The following is a 14,466-nucleotide window of genomic DNA, read 5'->3' as shown; positions in this document are numbered from 1 at the left end:
GCCCGAGAGTATCCGATCTTTGCCGGGGGTGGAGAGGCCGCGTGGAAGGCTCATGGTGTACGCAGAGTTACTCGTTATCACGGGGGATCACAGGAAAAACGGAATCGGGTTGAGGTCCGCGTAGAGCGTGGGCCCCGGCAGCCGCCCGAGCGCGACCGGGACGTCGAAGAGCCGGCCGGGCGCGAACCGGGCCCAGTGCGGGCGCATTCCGGGCGCCAGCACCTTGGCCACCGGCAGCCCCACATCCGGCCGGGTCTGGTCCAGCACCAGCAACTCCATCCCGCGTTGCCGCGCCAACTCCCTTACGGCGGCGAGTGCGCCGCCCTCCGGGGGGCCGGATATCCCCGAGGGCGGTACGGCGGCCGGGTCGGGCGTCAGATACGGGTGGCCGGCCACGGTCGCGGTGCGGAACCAGCGCAGCGCCTCGGGCTCGGCGGCGCCGTAGCCCCCGCCGTCGGCGCGGGCCTCGACCACCGCCGGGAGCATCTGGTTCAGCTCGGCGAAGGCGTGGCACAGCGCGGTGTGCCGGTCGAAGTGGGCGCCGAAGCCGAGGGTGATGTCCTCCGCGGGCTTGTCGAGGCGCCGGGAGAGCGCGGCGACTACCGGGATGCCGAAGTCCGTGGTGAGGTCCAGGGCCCACACCTCGCGCCGCAACCCCCGGTGGGCGGCGCGCACTTCGGCCAGCCACGGGTCGTCGAAGGCGTCGAGGGCCACGGCGGGCTGCCGGGTGCGGTTGTACCACCACAGGGCGACCGCGTCCCGCTCCACCAGCTCCAGGAAGCCCCGTACGACGGCGTCGGCCAGCGTGCCGCCCGCCGCCGCGCCGTTGGAGTCCGCCCGGCAGCAGCGGTGGCCCGGGGGCTGCGGGGCGCCGTAGTACAGCAGCGCGGTGGGCAGCAGCCGGTGGCGCTCGGCGGTGAGCGACCACATCGGGGTCCAGTCCAGCTCCGCGCCCTCGTCGAACGGATCGCGGATCCGGTGGCGCGCGGGGAGGGCAGGGTCACGGAACTGGCGCGGGTCGAAGAGCTGGACGGTGTCCGGGTGCACCGCGTCGTCCGGGTGCAGATCGCGGTAGCGGGCGCGCTGCCGTGGCTCGTCCCCCTGGAAATGGCCGCTGTAGTGCTCCAGGGCCTCGCACAGCGCGCTCGCCCGCGCCTGCTCGGCGGTGCGGCCCTTACCGTGGGCGGCAGCCCGCAGCCCGGCCCTTACGGCGTCCAGGCCGCTCTGGGGGCCCGCTCCCGCGTACGAAGGGTGGCGGGCGTGGAAGCAGTTGAGGACGGCGGGGCCGCGCGGATCGCGCCGGATCTCGGTGACCAGCCCGGTGACGGGGTCCACCAGATGTCCGTAGCGTTCCATGATCCGGCGCGGGGAGGTGTCGGTGCCGGTTTCGGCCAGCGGCTCCCGTGGCGACGGCAGCGCCAGGGGCGCCCGTATCCGGGCCGCGACGAGCGCCGGATCGCCGCAGCCGGCGCACTGCGGGCGGCGGGAGAGCGGATGGCGGTCCACGGTGGCGGTGAGGCTGTCCAGGGTGCGCAGCTCCCGCTGGCCCGGATGCCGGTGCCCGGCCAGCCACTTGGCGGCCTCCAGTGCGGCGAGCTGGAGCGCGGCGGCGCGGCTCGCGGGCAGTGAGGCGGGCGGGCGCGGCACCGGTCCGGGGCGGCCGAGCCGGTGCTGGAGATACGCCTCGGCCTGCCGTCCGCGCCACAGCCGGTCGGCCAGACAGACCCAGCACGGGTCGTCGGGGGCGCCGAGGAACGGGCCCAGCCACGCCTGGGTGCCCACTGGTTTGACGGGCAGCCAGCGCCGGCCGGCGGCGCGGTGCGCGGCGTCCACGGCGGCGAGCCGCGGATCGAGGTAGTCATCGCACACCACAAGGGTGAGTTCTGCGTCGCCATATTGACGGGGGGCGATTTGACATATCTCGCGCCGAGGGCTAGTGGCCCCGGAAGCCGGCGGATCGCCGTCCGCCGCCTTCCCGTCCACGGTCCTCAGGTCCGCGATCCTCAGCCCCGCGGCGCGCAGCGCCCGGACCACCTCGCCCGGGTCGGCCGAGCCGAGGACCAGCGGGGCCACGGCGGGGCGGGTGGGCTGGGGCGCGGGGGCCGGGGCGGAGCCGCCCGCGGTGTTCAGCCCGGCCAGCTCCCAGTACGCCTCCTCGGGGGTCCAGGTGTGGTCCCGCTCGGAGACCAGCCCGGCCGCGCGGAGGCGGGCGATCACGCGCTCGGCCTGCCCGGCCGGGACCGCGCCGGGCGGGACCGCCCCGGGCGGACCCGCGGCGCGGGCGGGCGCGGCGGCCTCGGTGAGGATGTGGGCGAGGTCCCGCGACCCGTCGAGCAGCGGCGCGAGCGCGGCGATCGCCCGCCCGTGCAGCGCCGTGACCCCGTGCTCGGAGACGAGATACACGGCCTCGCCCGGTACCGGCTCGACCCGCAGATGTGGTGTGAAGCCCAGTTCGCCGGTCATCGGCCGGTTATTCGGCGCCGACGGTGCAGATGCAGATGGCGGGCGCGCCGATGGGCCAGGCGGCGTCGGAGAGGTCCTCGATGACCAGGTCGTCGTCCTCGGCGGGCGGCTGAAGGGCCTCGGCGGCGGTCCCGATGGACCCGGCGGTGGTCCCGATGGCCCCGGCGCGCCGGGTGATCCTGGCGCGCTCGGCGATCTCGACGACTCCGGTGACCTCGGTGTTCTCGGCGGAACGAGCCAGGACGGCGGGGCTCGTGGACTCATGTGGGACGGGCGTATCGGTCATCGCGGACTCTCTCATCGCCAGGGTGTGAATTTGTCATGGTGCGACGCTCTGGAACTCATATCGATCTCGTTACTCCGGCACTGGCCGCACAGGTCGCCCACAAGCGAGGCTCTTAAATGCCTCGGTGGCAGGCCGCGCGGCCAGGAGGCACTTGACGGACCGTTGACGGAGGTACACGACCATGGACATCAAGGTGTTGGGGCCGCTGAGCGTCGAGGCGTGCGGTCAGTCGATCGTGCCCAGCGCGGGCAAGCCGCGCCAGATCCTTGCACTGCTTTCCGTCTACGCCAACCAGATGCTGCCGGTGCCCACTCTTATGGAGGAAATCTGGGGCACGCAGATGCCGCGCAGCGCGCTCACCACTTTGCAGACCTACATCCTGCAGCTGCGCCGCAGGCTGGCCACGGCCTACGGGCCGCAGGCCCCGCAGGCTTCCAAGGACGTCCTGGCCACGCGCTACGGCGGATATGTGCTGGAGGCCCAGCCGGGCGCGGTGGACATCCATGAGTACGACCGGCTGGTGGCCGCGGGGCGGGACGCGCTGGACGCCGGGGACGATGTCCAGGCGTCCCTGCTGCTGCGCCAGGCGCTGGCCGTCTGGCGCGGCCCCGCGCTGGTGGATGTGAAGGTCGGGCCGGTCCTGGAGATCGAGCTGGCCCGTCTGGAGGAGAGCCGGCTCGGCGTCCTGGAGCGCCGTATCGAGGCCGATCTGCGGCTGGGTCGCCATGCCGAGCTGCTCACGGAGCTCACCGAGTTGACCGCCCGTCATCCGCTGCACGAGGGGCTGCACGCCCAGTGCATGGCCGCTCTCTACCGCGCGGGCCGCCCCTGGCAAGCGCTGGAGGTCTACCAGGGGCTGCGCGCCAGACTGGTCGAGGACCTCGGACTGGAGCCGTCGCCGCGACTGCAGAAGCTCCAGCAGGCGGTGCTCGCCTCCGACCCGGCGCTCGATCTGGATCTGGACGGCCAATGGCGCCGCCCGGTGCTCGACCTGTTCGCCGCATAGCCCAACAGCCAACAGTCCACAGCCAATAGCCAACAGTCCACAGCCGATAGCCCCCACAGCCCCGACACGGCCCTCGTCCGGAGCCCGTTAGCCCCCCCACCAGTCGTCCCCGTCCGGCGAACCATCCCCCCCAAGAACGCCCGGCGCCGCCCTTCAGCCGGGCTCGCTACGGCTCCGCTGCCCGATCCCCCCGCGCGGGCAAGCGGAGCCGTAGTGCGTCCAGGGGATGCCACAGGCGCCCGATGCCCATGTCCTGGAGCTCGACCAGCAGGAGGCGCGATGACGCGCGAGATCGACACCGATGTGTGCGTGGTCGGCGGCGGCCCGGCCGGTCTGGTGCTGGCGCTGCTGATGCTGCGGTCGGGGGCCCGGGTGACCGTGGTGGAGTGCGCCCGCGCGCATCAGCGCGTGTTCCGCGGCGAAATCCTCCAACCCGGCGCGATGGCGCTGTTGGACGCGCTCGACGTGCTCGCCGGCGCCCGCGCCCGCGGTGCCGAGCACGACCGATTCCTGGTCATCGAGGGCGAGCGAGTGCTGCTGGAGGCCGACTACCGGCTGCTTGCGGCCCCGTACGACCACCTGTTGAGCGTTCCGCGCCCCCATCTGCTGGATGAGCTCCTCGCCCGCTGCCGCCGCTCGCCAGGCTTCCGCTATCTGCCCGGACGGCGGGCCGGAGCCCTGCTGTGGCGGGAGGAGCGGATCGCCGGGGTCATCGCCGAGGGACCGCCGGACCGCTGTGCCGTGCGAGCCCGGGTCGTCGTCGGCGCGGACGGCCGGTTCTCGCGGATCCGGCGGCTGGCGGGCATCGGAGCGGGCCGCGCCGACGCGTTCGCCCAGGATGTGCTGTGGTGCACGCTCATCGCGCCCAGGGAAGAGCCGCCGCGAAGCGATGTGCGGGTGTTCCGCACCGGCGGCGGCCCGGTGCTGGTCTACGGCTCCTGGCCGAACCGGATCCAGATCGGCTGGACCCTGCCGCACCGGCGCTACGGCCATATCGCCGCCCTCGGCCTCGACCATGTCAAGGAGCGGCTGGTGCGTGCCGTGCCGGGGTACGCCACGCTGATCCGCGATCAGATCCGCACCCCGGCCGACCTCGGCGTGCTCGAGGTCTTCTCCGCACGCGCCGAGCGCTGGGTCGCCGATGGGCTGGTGCTGATCGGCGACGCCGCCCACACCCACAGCCCGATCGGCGCCCAGGGCATCAACCTCGCGGTGCAGGACGCGGTGGTGCTGCACCCCCTGTTGGCCCGCGCCCTGGCCGAGGGCGACACCAGCGCCGAGCGGCTGGCGGAGTTCGAGCGGCGGCGCGGGCCCGATATCGCGGCGGTGATGCGGATGCAGACCCTGCAGAGCCGGGCGATCCTCTCGCAGGGCACGTTCACCACCCGGGTGCGCCCCCGTCTCGCGCGGGCGCTGCGTCGTACGCCGCTCTATCGCAAGATCCTGCAGCGCATGGCCTACGGCAACCCGTCGATCCGCATCGCCGACGCCGGAGCGTGTGGCCGGATATGACACCCCGGAGCGCGATGGCTGGAAAACACTACTGCACCGACTTATCGCCACCCCGACTTCGACCGCATATGCCGCACCGCCTAAGTTGAGGCCATGCACACTGTCGTGATCCTGGCGCTGGACCAGGTCATCCCCTTCGATCTGGCCACCCCGATCGAGGTCTTCACCCGCACCCGGCTGCCCGACGGCCGGGAGCCCTACCGGGTCCGGGTCTGCGGCCCCGCCCCCAGCGTCGACGCCGGGGCGTTCGCTCTCCAGGCCCCGTACGGGCTCGAGGCGCTCGCCGAGGCCGACACGATCGTCGTACCCGGCCGCAGCGACGCGCTGCTCCCGGTCCCCGACGAGGTGATCGACGCGTTGCGGGACGCCGCCGACCGGGGCACCCGTATCGCCTCGATCTGCTCCGGAGCCTTCGTCCTCGCCGCCACCGGGCTGCTCGACGGACACCGCGCCACCACCCACTGGCTCGCCGGTGCGCTGCTTTCCGAGCTCCATCCGAAGATCCAGGTCGACCCGGATGTGCTCTATGTGGACAACGGCCAGATCCTCACCTCGGCGGGCGCCGCGGCCGGGCTCGATCTGTGTCTGCACATGATCCGGCGCGATCATGGCTCCGCCGTGGCCGCCGACGCCGCGCGGCTGTCCGTGATGCCCCTGGAACGGGAGGGCGGCCAGGCCCAGTTCATCGTTCACGACCAGCCGCCCGTACCGCGCGGATCGCTGTTCGAACCGCTGCTGCGGTGGATGGAGGACAACGCCGGACGGGACCTCACCCTCAACGAGATCGCCGCCCACATCGGCATGAGCACCCGCACCCTCAACCGCCGGTTCCGGGAGCACACCGGAACCACCCCGCTGCAGTGGCTGCACCGCGCCCGGATCCGGCAGGCGCAGTATCTGCTGGAGGCCACCACCCACCCGGTCGAGCGCATCGCCACTCAGGTCGGCTTCGGCTCGCCCACCTCCTTCCGGGACCGCTTCAAGCGCGTCGTCGGCACCAGCCCGCACAGCTACCGCTCCGCCTTCCAGCGAAACGCCGGATAGCCGCCGAGCGGTCCCCTGGGCAGCCTCGGGCACAGGTCGAGGCGTACTCGAGTCACGGCGGCGACCATGGCCTTCTCAGTGGGAACGACCGCGAGGAGCGCCCATGTTGGACCTCGGCCTTGAGGGGCGCACGGTCCTGGTCACCGGGGCCACCGGGGCCATCGGCCGGGCCGCCGCACGCGCCTTCGCGGAGCAGGGCGCCCGGGTGGCGCTCGCCTTCCGGCACCACCGCGAGGCCGCCGAGGCGCTGGCCGCCGAGCTGTCCGGACCGGACGGTGGCAGGGCCTTCGCCGTGCCGTACGCCCTGGACGACGCCGCGTCGCCGCGCTGGGTCGTGGCCGCCGTGGAGGAGCACTGGGGCGGGCTCGACGTGCTGGTGGCGGCCGCCCGGCAGCGGGGCGCGCGACGCGATCCGCACACCCGGTTCGAGGACGTACCGGAGGAGCACTGGCGGCCCCTCGTCGCCGACGGCTTCGTGCCCGCTATGCGCACCGTCCAGTGGGCCGTCGCCGGGATGCGCAAGCGCGGCTGGGGCCGGATCGCGCTGGTGGCCTCGCCGCAGGCACCGGACGGCGCGGTCGACGGTGAGTTCCACGCGGTGGCGCGGGCCGGGCTGCACGGTCTGGTCCGCGGTCTGGCGGGCGAAGTGGGCGGCGATGGAGTGCTGATCAACGCCGTGTGCCCCGGGCCGACCTCGCCCGACCGGCCGTCGACTCCGCCTGACCGGCCGCCCGCCTCGCCTGACCGGCCGCCCACCACCCCCGAGGACATCGCCCGCGCCCTTCTCTTCCTGTGCTCGGCGGCCAACGGCACGGTCACCGGCGAAGCGCTGACGCTCGGGGGGTGCCGCTGAGCCCGGCGAGGGGAGCGATGGGTCGGCTCGGTGTCATGTCCATCGGCCGGACCGGGCGGTCCGGCCGGCTCAACCTCTGCGGGAGGTGAACCGTGCGCGTCCTCTTCACGACCTGGGCCTCGGGCGCCCATCTCGTTCCCATGGTGCCGCTGGCGCGCGCCCTGCTCGGAGCCGGGCACCAGGTGCGGGTCGCGGTGCCGTCCGAGTGCGCGGCGGCCGTCGCCCGGACCGGCCTGGTGCCGGTGCAGATCGGTGCCCTGCCCGTGGCGGTGGTCAGGGCACCGGACGCGACGCGGCGCCCGCGCGGCGTCTGGCCGACGGACTGGCCGGTGCGGCCCGCCGCGCTCACCGCGGAGCAGCACGGCGTGCTGCGCGCGTTGGGCGATCGGCAGGTGCGGATCGCCGAGGCGATGGCCCAGGGTCTGGTGGCCTTCGCCCGCTGCTGGCAGCCGGAGCTGGTGGTGCATGACGCCAGCGCGTACGCGGGCACGGTGGCCGCGGGGGCGCTGGGGGTGCCCGCGATCGGCCAGCTGTGGGGGAGCGCGGCCGTGCTGCGGTTGGACCGGCAGCGGCTCGAAGGCCCGCCGCTGCCCGGCTACGCCCGGCTGATGCGGCGTTACGGCGCCGACCCGGCGCGCGAGCCCGACCTCTGGCTCGACCCCTGCCCGCCGAGCCTCGCACTGCCCTCGCGGGCGCGGCGGATGCCGGTGCGCCTCGTTCCGCAGGACGGCTCGTCGCCGCATGAGGCGCCGTCGCCTTACGAGGCCCGCCGCGCCGGGCCGTACCCCGCGCGCCAGGTCACCGTGTCGAACGGGCGGCACGGGCCGGGCGGCCCGAGGCGCTCCGGGCCGGTGCGGGTGTGCGCGGCGTGGGACGACGCCAGTGGCCCGCCGGACGCCGTAAGGGCCGCACTGTGGGCCGCAGAGGCGCGGGGCGTGGAGGTCGTCCGGGTCGGCAGCGCTGCCGAGGGGCGGCCGCCCGCCGGGCCGCTGCACCGGGTGCTGCCGGGCTGCCGGGCCCTGCTCCACCAGGGCGGGGGCGCGGCGGTGCTGGCCGCCGCCACGGCCGGGGTGCCGCAGCTGGTCGTCGCGCCCCGCCTCGAGCAGCAGCTGAACGGAGCGCGGCTGGCCCGGGCGGGCGCCGGGATGTATCTGCCCGTCGACGCCCTCGACGGCACGCGGCACGGGGCGCGGGCGGCGGGCGGCCGACTGGCCCTGGACCTGTTCACACTGCTGGAACAGCCCTCGTACGCCGCGGCGGCGCACGCCCTGCGGCGGGAGGCGCTGGCGATGCCCGGCCCGGACAAGGCGGTGCTGGCGGTCACCCGGCTCACGGGCCCGGCGACGTGAGGGTCGTCGTACGCGAAAGGCCCCTCACCGAAGTGAGGGGCCTTTCGCTGTCTGTGCGCCGCCAGGGACTCGAACCCCGGACCCGCTGATTAAGAGTCAGCTGCTCTAACCAACTGAGCTAGCGGCGCCTGCTGACGTAGGAGACCTTAGCACCCGGACGCCACGGAGCGAAAATCGATAACTTTCAGCCCGGAAAGACGGCGGGTGTGCTGGTCACAGCCGTGCCGACAAGATCACAACCGGCGGCGCGGGCCGCCCTCACACAGGCCCACAGCAGCACCTCGGGACCGGGCAGCCAGGGCTTGCGGACATCGGGCGCGACCAGCCAGCGCGGCGACGGCACCGGGGCGCACTCCCGGGCGCCGGGCTCATGGGTCCCGGTCTCCCGGGCGTCGCGCTCCAGGGGCGCCGCCTCCGGCGGATCGGGGTCCGGCGGGAACAGTGGCGGCACGGTCACCGCGTCGCCCCGCCCGTAGCAGAGCAGTGGGGGAGCGGTCGCGCCCCACTCCTCCCAGCCGAGCAGCGCCGGCAGCCGCTGGGCGGTGCCCGGGGTGGCGAAGAGCATGACGCGCCCGCCCCGGGCCGCGACCGGCCCGGTGCCGGGGCCGTCGGTCCATAACCGGCCCACCACCCGGCGGCCGAAGAGCGCGTCCATGCTGATGACGTCGAACGCCGTACCGCACGGCAGCGTCACCGCCGCGGTCGGGGCTCCGGCCCACAGGGCCTGCACACCGCGCGGCGAGGCGCTGGCCGAGGCGAGCCAGTCCGCGCCCGCCGGGGTGACATAGGCGGCGGTGTGCAGTGCGTCCTGCGGCGTTCTGGTCATGTTTCCACCTTTACCGTCGGCGATGACGGTGTAGAGAGATGAGGCGAAACCGGGACATCGGGTGTCGGCATCGGGTATCTTCCGCCCGCATATGCCCCAGGCTCACGCCTGCCGTCAGTCCGGCACCTCGCCGCTCCGCATCAGCTCACGGCCGAACTCGACCATCTTCTTGGCGTAGTCCTCGGTCCACTCGGCACGCTCGGCGATCACGGCGGGAGTCAGCCGATCGAACCGCCTCGGGTCGGCGAGCTGGGCGGCCGCCATCGCCTGGAACTCCATGGCCCGGTCCGTCGCCGCGCGGAACGCCAGCACCAGCTCCGTCGAGCGGGACAGCAGCTCACGCGGGTCCTCGATCGACTCCAGGTCGAAGAAGTGCGCCTCGTCCGAGGCGGCGGCGGCCGGTTCGAAGAGCAGGGGCGCTGGTTTCAGCCGCCGGGGCGCAGAGCCGTGCCGGCCTTGAGCCGCATCCGGCTCGGGCATGTGATCTCTCCTCCTGGGTCGTGAGGCACCTACGGTTCGCGGTGGTTCTGTTGTCTCCATTGTCGCGCGTAGGGCAAGGGCGCCCCCGCCGTACGCCGCCGACCTGGGGTCTCTCCCCACCCCGCCGCCCCCTGAACCATGGCCGGACCGTCGCCCCTGGTGACGCACCGTACGGCCGCCGGTGACGCGTCGCCCTTACGGCCGCCACCGACACGCCGCTACGGCCTTACGGCTGCCGCCGACACAGCCTTACGGCCGCTGCCGACACACCCTCACGCCAGCAATGGCCGCCGCCAACGCGCCCTTACGGCCGCCATGTCACGCGGTGCTCGGCCAGATGCGCCAGCACCGCGTGGTTGGCCTCCCAGCCATCAGGGAACTTCACCGTGACGCCCAGTTGCACCGGCTCCGTGGACGGATGCTCGTCCAGCAGCTCGGCCACCCCCGCCCGGCACACCACCACACACGCCTGCCGGTGCCGCGACGCCAGCACGCACAGCCGCCCCGTCTCCAGATGGAAGGCCGTGGCGTCCGGCCGCCCCGACAGCGGGTGCAGAACGACCGTGACCTCGAACTCACGCCCTTGGAGTCGATTGGCGGTGTCGACGGTGACGCCGGAGACCCCGAGCCCCGTCAGCGCAGCCCGGACCGCCGCCGCCTGGTCCCGGTGGGCCGTGCCCACCGCGATCCGGTCCGCCGCGACCGGCAGCGGTTCGTCGGACCGCTCGCTGACCGCCACCGCGCCCCGGTCCAGCAATCGCCGCACCACCTGGGCCACGGCCGCCACCGCCTCCGGGTCGGTGCGCGGGGTGCGCCGGGCGGGCAGCTCCAGCAGGCCCCAGCCGGACGCGGCGGCCTCGTCCAGCACCCGGTCCGGCCCGGAGCCGTCGGAGGCCACCCCGAAGCTCAGCCGCCGCTCGCCGTGGCCGGTGCCGCTGCGGAAGGGCGTGTACGGATAGAACGCGTCCGAGACCAGCGGCGCGGCCGAGGCCGGCAGCCGCCAGGAGACCGGCAGCCGGTGCTGCGGAAGCCGCGGATTGTGCGCGAGCAGGGTGGTGACCGCGCTCGCCGACGGGTCGTACGAAAGCCCCGCCCACTGGTCGGCGCCCACCACGCTGAACGGGTCGAGCTGCCCCGGGTCGCCCACGAACAGCGCCCGCTCGAACAGCCCGGCGACCGCCAGCAGCGCGTCGGAGCGCATCTGGTACGCCTCGTCCACGATCGCGTGCCGCCATGGCTCGACGTTCTTGATGTGCGCCCACTTGGCGGCCGTGGAGACGACGATGTCGAGCCCGGCGAGGTCGGCGATCTTCGCGGAGGCGCGGACCGACGCATGACCGTCGAGCACCGGGTCGTACGGATGCGGATCGCTGCTGTGCAGCCGCCCCACCGGCAGGTCGGGGTCCGCCGTGGCCAGCCGGTCCACCAGGTCGTCCACCTGGGCGTTGGTCTGCGCGACCACCATCAGCGGCCGCCCGGCGGCGGCCAGCTCCCGCGCCGCCCGCACCACGAGTGTCGACTTGCCCGCACCGGGCGGGGAGTCCACGACGACGCCGCGGTCCGCTCCGTGCAGCGTGTCCCGCAGGATCGCCTCGGTCGCGCGCGCCGCCGCGGCCGACGGGTCGAACGGCTCGCCCGCTCGGGCACGGCCCGGGTGGGCCGCGGCGGCGGCCGGGTCCGCGCCGATCACAGATAGTCCTCCTCGGTCATCGGGTCGGGCTCGGGGCCCTGAGCGGGCGCGGCGGCGTCCGGCGGGCCGCCATGGGTCCACGGAGTGCTCTCCGCGTCGGGCAGCTCCGGGCCGCCGCGCGGGGCGTGCTCGAACAGCGTCCAGCACACTCGGTCGCCCTTCTCGGGCACCGAGCCCGGCTCCGGCTGCTTGCCCCGGCCCATCCCGCCGGTCAGCCGCACCACCAGCGCGCGGGCCGGGTCCTCCGCGGCGCCCGAAGCGTCCGCCTCGTCGATGCCGTCGGGCTCGACGGCTTCACCAGGATCGTCGGTGTCCGCGAAACCGGCGAACTCCCCGCTCTGCGCCTTGCCGTCGGCCATGACCCGGTGCAGCTTGACCCGCTCGGCCAGATGCGGACGGTCCTCGGTGCGGACCGTGACCAGCGGGCGCGGGCGTGGCACCTTCGCGTCCGACCAGGCCATCTCCACATCGATCACCTCGCCCGCGAACGCCTCACCGGCCAGCCGCCGCCCCGCCATGACCAGCGGATCGTCCAGCGCCTCATGGGCGTCCAGCTGGGCCTGCGCGGTCTCGCGCGCGGCGAGCTTCTGCGCCGCCGTCACCGCGTCGTCCCGCTTGGGCTGCGGCGGCTCCCCGGCCCGGACCCGGTCCCGGTGGCCGGTGTAGGACCAGCGGTCCCGCTTCCAGCGGTCCGCCACCCGCGTGCCCTCCGGGAGGGCGCGCAGCAGATCCACCCCGTGCCACAGCGCGTCCCAGGTGGGCCGTAGCTGCGACTCGATCAGCCCGCGCAGCTCCGCCTCGGCGAGCCGCAGCCGCGCCTCGCCCCCGGCGATGCCCTGGGACGTCTCGGTACGCGCCGCGTCGTAGCGGGACATCGCCGGTGCCAGCAGCTTGTTGTCGAAGGCGGGGTCGGTGGCCGGGCCGGCGGGCGGGCAGCGCAACTGGCCGTCCTCGTCCCGCTCCGACTCCGCCCGCAGCGCCGCCTCCGCCCCCGGTACGTCCTCCGGGGGGTCGATCCAGGCCAGCAGCGAGCCCAGGTGCTGATCCTCCAGGTTGCTCTGCCCGGTCGCCCAGTGACGGCTCAGCAGCTCGGTGAGCGACAGCAGCAGAGACGAGCCGGGCACCCGCGACCGCTCCCCGTAGTGGGTCAGCCAGCGGCCGAGCAGCGGCACCCGCGCGGGCGCCGGGAAGGGCGTCTCCGGGTCCTGCTCGGCGGTCCGCCGGAACCGCATCGACCGGCCCAGCAGCCGGACGAACGCCACGCCCGCGGCGCTGGGCACCAGGAGCTGCGGCGCGTCCTCGCACAGCTCGACCTGGACCGGCACCTTCTTACCGGTCTCCGGATCGGTCTCCTTGCGCTCCTCCAGCTCGACCTGGTCCGCGTACGAGTCCAGATACGGCTGGATCTCCTCCGCGAGCGCGGCGAGGAACGCGAACCGCAGGTCGCGGTCGCGCGGCTGGGCCACGATCAGCAGCCGCGGCGCGTCCCGGTCGGTGCCCACCAGCGCCCCGAGCGGCGCCCCCGCCTCACCGGCGGTGGTGAGCGGGACGAACGCCAGCGGACGCTCCGACAGATGGCGGTGGCGCACGGTGGTCAGGGGCTGGGCCCGCCCCTCCCGGACCGCCTCCATCCGGGCCAGGGTGGTGATCAGCGACATGCCACCGCCTCGGGGTGGGACGCGAGTGCCTCGGCGCGCAGGGCCGCCGCGCGGCGCAGGGCATCCACGGTGGGGTCGCCGGTGGGGGCGTCGTCGGCGGGGCGTTCCATGGCGGCCGTAAGGACGGCGTCCATGGTGGTGAGCCCGCCCAGCTCGCCTCGGACGCCACGGCCCAGCGCCTCCACCCGGCCCGCCGCGCGGGACCGCGTCCGGCAGTGGGCGGCCAGCTCGCACGTGGACAGGCACTCCGGGGCGTACGCCGCGTCCACCGCCTCGACGGCGGCCGTCAGCTCCTCGACCGGCCGGGTCGGGGTCCGGCCGTCGTCGGTGAGCCGGAGGTCGAAGGTGGTGCCCTCGGGGAGGGCGGCGGCGATCTCCTCGATCCGGGTCAGCCGGTCCAGCTGCCGCCGGGTGACCGCGAGCTGCTTGCGCACGTCGACCATTTCGGCGGTCGGCAGGTTGGAGAAGTCCTTGGGGCAGACGAGCAGCACGTGATGCCGCACCCGGGCCCGCAAAGCGGCCTCCGCCGGGGTCACCGGGCGCTCCCGCGCCGCCGTTCCGGCCGGGTCATCCGAGGCTGCCGCCTCCGCCGGGGCCACCGGACCTGCCGTTTCAGCTCCCCCGGCCGCCTCAGCCGTCTTCGCCGCGCTCGCCGTCTCCACGGCCACGGCGTCCACGGCGTCTGCCGCGTCCGCCGTGTCGCCCCCGTCCTCCGGCAGTCGGCGGATCATCGACGCCACCCGCTCCAGCGCCAGGGTGTAGACCGCCGACTGGCGGGCCGCCGCGCCCACCTTGGCCGGGTCGGCGGAGCCGTCCACCATGGGAAAGGACTTGATCTCGACGACCGTCCACGACCCGTCGGGGTGGACCACGACCGCGTCCGGCTCCAGGAAGGCGGGCGAGCCCGCGACCTCCAGGCTCACCATCGGATGGTCCAGCAGCGCCCAGCGCCCCGCCTCCGTGGCCTCGCGCAGCGCTAGCGCCGTACGGGCCGTGCGGCCCTGCGGCCCGGGCGCGGTCAGATCGGGGGTCGCGACGGCGCCGGGACCGGGCGGCTCCGAGCCGTCACGCAGCCGCTCGTGCAGCAGCCGCACCAGATCCGCGCCGCCGTCGGCCTTGACCCGGGCCTCGAAGGAGTTGCCGCGCTGATGCGCGAACTGCGACTGGCCGAAGTTCGCGGGAGCCCCCAGCGCCGACGCCAGCGCGCCCTTGTCGACCCCGGCCCCGTCCAGCAGCGCGCGGCGGCGGCAGCCCGGGTTGGCGGCCAGCGCCGCCAGCGCGCGGGCGTCCATCGGATGC

General features: G+C 74.5%; 12 protein-coding genes and 1 tRNA gene. 5 read left to right on the top strand and 8 right to left on the bottom strand.

The genetic code is table 11. The features are described 5' to 3' along the window. Nucleotides 1–87 precede the first annotated feature (87 nt). Together CGL27_RS19220 and CGL27_RS19215 are read right to left on the bottom strand one after the other, a co-directional pair. Complete coding sequence (locus CGL27_RS19220) at nucleotides 88–2,463, bottom strand: TOMM precursor leader peptide-binding protein (RefSeq protein WP_119988813.1); 2,376 nt, start codon at nucleotides 2,461–2,463, stop codon at nucleotides 88–90. A gap of 7 nt (nucleotides 2,464–2,470) precedes the next feature. After that, the gene (locus tag CGL27_RS19215) at nucleotides 2,471–2,749 is read right to left on the bottom strand and encodes a hypothetical protein (protein ID WP_119988810.1); all 279 of its coding nucleotides are present in this window, start codon (nucleotides 2,747–2,749) and stop codon (nucleotides 2,471–2,473) included. A gap of 181 nt (nucleotides 2,750–2,930) precedes the next feature. Here CGL27_RS19215 and CGL27_RS19210 point away from each other — a divergent pair, with 181 nt between their 5' ends. The 5 genes from CGL27_RS19210 (at nucleotide 2,931) to CGL27_RS19190 (ending at nucleotide 8,513) form a co-directional block, all read left to right on the top strand. Next, the gene (locus CGL27_RS19210) at nucleotides 2,931–3,755 is read left to right on the top strand and encodes an AfsR/SARP family transcriptional regulator (protein WP_119988808.1); all 825 of its coding nucleotides are present in this window, start codon (nucleotides 2,931–2,933) and stop codon (nucleotides 3,753–3,755) included. 279 nt (nucleotides 3,756–4,034) lie between these two features. Beyond that, nucleotides 4,035–5,267: an FAD-dependent monooxygenase gene (locus tag CGL27_RS19205; protein WP_119988805.1), complete on the top strand. Its 1,233-nt coding sequence runs from the start codon at nucleotides 4,035–4,037 to the stop codon at nucleotides 5,265–5,267. 93 nt (nucleotides 5,268–5,360) lie between these two features. Then, nucleotides 5,361–6,311 (top strand): helix-turn-helix domain-containing protein, encoded by a 951-nt coding sequence (locus CGL27_RS19200; RefSeq protein ID WP_119988802.1) that lies wholly within the window; start codon nucleotides 5,361–5,363, stop codon nucleotides 6,309–6,311. Nucleotides 6,312–6,414: 103 nt separating this feature from the next. After that, nucleotides 6,415–7,164: an SDR family oxidoreductase gene (locus CGL27_RS19195; RefSeq protein WP_119988800.1), complete on the top strand. Its 750-nt coding sequence runs from the start codon at nucleotides 6,415–6,417 to the stop codon at nucleotides 7,162–7,164. A 92-nt stretch (nucleotides 7,165–7,256) separates the two neighbouring features. After that, nucleotides 7,257–8,513 (top strand): nucleotide disphospho-sugar-binding domain-containing protein, encoded by a 1,257-nt coding sequence (locus CGL27_RS19190; RefSeq protein ID WP_119988798.1) that lies wholly within the window; start codon nucleotides 7,257–7,259, stop codon nucleotides 8,511–8,513. A gap of 54 nt (nucleotides 8,514–8,567) precedes the next feature. Here the strand turns inward: CGL27_RS19190 and CGL27_RS19185 are convergent. The 6 genes from CGL27_RS19185 to CGL27_RS19160 all read right to left on the bottom strand — a co-directional run bounded on the left by CGL27_RS19185 (nucleotide 8,568) and on the right by CGL27_RS19160 (nucleotide 14,459). Beyond that, nucleotides 8,568–8,641 (bottom strand) — tRNA-Lys (locus tag CGL27_RS19185). Nucleotides 8,642–8,697: 56 nt separating this feature from the next. Next, on the bottom strand, nucleotides 8,698–9,339 hold the full coding sequence (locus CGL27_RS19180) for a bifunctional DNA primase/polymerase (RefSeq protein WP_119988795.1): 642 nt from the start codon (nucleotides 9,337–9,339) through the stop codon (nucleotides 8,698–8,700). 114 nt (nucleotides 9,340–9,453) lie between these two features. Then, on the bottom strand, nucleotides 9,454–9,819 hold the full coding sequence (locus CGL27_RS19175) for a hypothetical protein (RefSeq protein WP_078641609.1): 366 nt from the start codon (nucleotides 9,817–9,819) through the stop codon (nucleotides 9,454–9,456). A gap of 304 nt (nucleotides 9,820–10,123) precedes the next feature. Further along, nucleotides 10,124–11,506, bottom strand: coding sequence for an AAA family ATPase (locus tag CGL27_RS19170; RefSeq protein ID WP_237299894.1), 1,383 nt, complete (start codon nucleotides 11,504–11,506; stop codon nucleotides 10,124–10,126). Next, on the bottom strand, nucleotides 11,506–13,167 hold the full coding sequence (locus CGL27_RS19165; protein ID WP_119988793.1) for a hypothetical protein: 1,662 nt from the start codon (nucleotides 13,165–13,167) through the stop codon (nucleotides 11,506–11,508). The genes CGL27_RS19170 and CGL27_RS19165 overlap by 1 nt, the downstream gene beginning before the upstream one ends. Continuing rightward, on the bottom strand, nucleotides 13,158–14,459 hold the full coding sequence (locus CGL27_RS19160; protein WP_240450997.1) for a hypothetical protein: 1,302 nt from the start codon (nucleotides 14,457–14,459) through the stop codon (nucleotides 13,158–13,160). The genes CGL27_RS19165 and CGL27_RS19160 overlap by 10 nt, the downstream gene beginning before the upstream one ends. Between the last annotated feature and the right edge of the window lie 7 nt (nucleotides 14,460–14,466).

It is taken from the genome of Streptomyces sp. 11-1-2 (genome assembly GCF_003595545.1).
GTDB classification, from domain to species: domain Bacteria; phylum Actinomycetota; class Actinomycetes; order Streptomycetales; family Streptomycetaceae; genus Streptomyces; species Streptomyces hygroscopicus_B.
The sequence above is the reverse complement of the archived record's forward strand: the minus strand, read 5'-3'. Positions and strand labels throughout refer to the sequence as shown.